Source organism: Endozoicomonas arenosclerae (genome assembly GCF_001562015.1).
In the GTDB taxonomy this organism is placed as follows: Bacteria; Pseudomonadota; Gammaproteobacteria; order Pseudomonadales; family Endozoicomonadaceae; genus Endozoicomonas_A; species Endozoicomonas_A arenosclerae.
The window spans coordinates 1-547 of the sequence record NZ_LASA01000303.1 but is presented as its reverse complement, the minus strand read 5'-3'; the positions used below and the strand labels follow the sequence as shown (position 1 = coordinate 547).

The 547-nt window shown below is 53.0% G+C and carries 4 tRNA genes; all 4 read right to left on the bottom strand.

Annotated elements, in window-relative coordinates:
• Positions 1-79: 79 nt before the first annotated feature.
• Positions 80-156 (bottom strand) — tRNA-Arg (locus WG89_RS28895).
• Between the two features lie 22 nt (positions 157-178).
• Positions 179-255 (bottom strand) — tRNA-Arg (locus WG89_RS28890).
• A 25-nt stretch (positions 256-280) separates the two neighbouring features.
• Positions 281-373 (bottom strand) — tRNA-Ser (locus WG89_RS28885).
• A 40-nt stretch (positions 374-413) separates the two neighbouring features.
• Positions 414-490 (bottom strand) — tRNA-Arg (locus tag WG89_RS28880).
• Between the last annotated feature and the right edge of the window lie 57 nt (positions 491-547).

The window sequence follows — 547 nt, the reverse complement described above, 5'->3', positions numbered from 1 at the left end:
CTATCCAGCTGAGCTACGAGCGCGAAATTTATATAACGATCTGTATTTACTGCTACGACATTTGTCGCTGCTTTCAAAATGGCGCGTCCGGGAGGATTCGAACCTCCGACCGCCTGGTTCGTAGCCAGGTACTCTATCCAGCTGAGCTACGGACGCTCATATTTGAAAACTTTTAAAATGGCGCGCTCGGGAGGATTCGAACCTCCGACCGCCTGGTTCGTAGCCAGGTACTCTATCCAGCTGAGCTACGAGCGCGTTGTTTCTTCATGGCATACTTAAATGGCGGTGAGGGAGGGATTCGAACCCTCGATACGGCTACAAACCGTATACTCCCTTAGCAGGGGAGCGCCTTCAGCCTCTCGGCCACCYCACCKTTTCAATCTACCTTAACGAMATTTKKCGTTGTTTTMAAATGGCGCGTCCGGGAGGATTCGAACCTCCGACCGCCTGGTTCGTAGCCAGGTACTCTATCCAGCTGAGCTACGGACGCTCATATTGAAAACATTGATTGGCGCGCTCGGGAGGATTCGAACCTCCGACCGCCTGG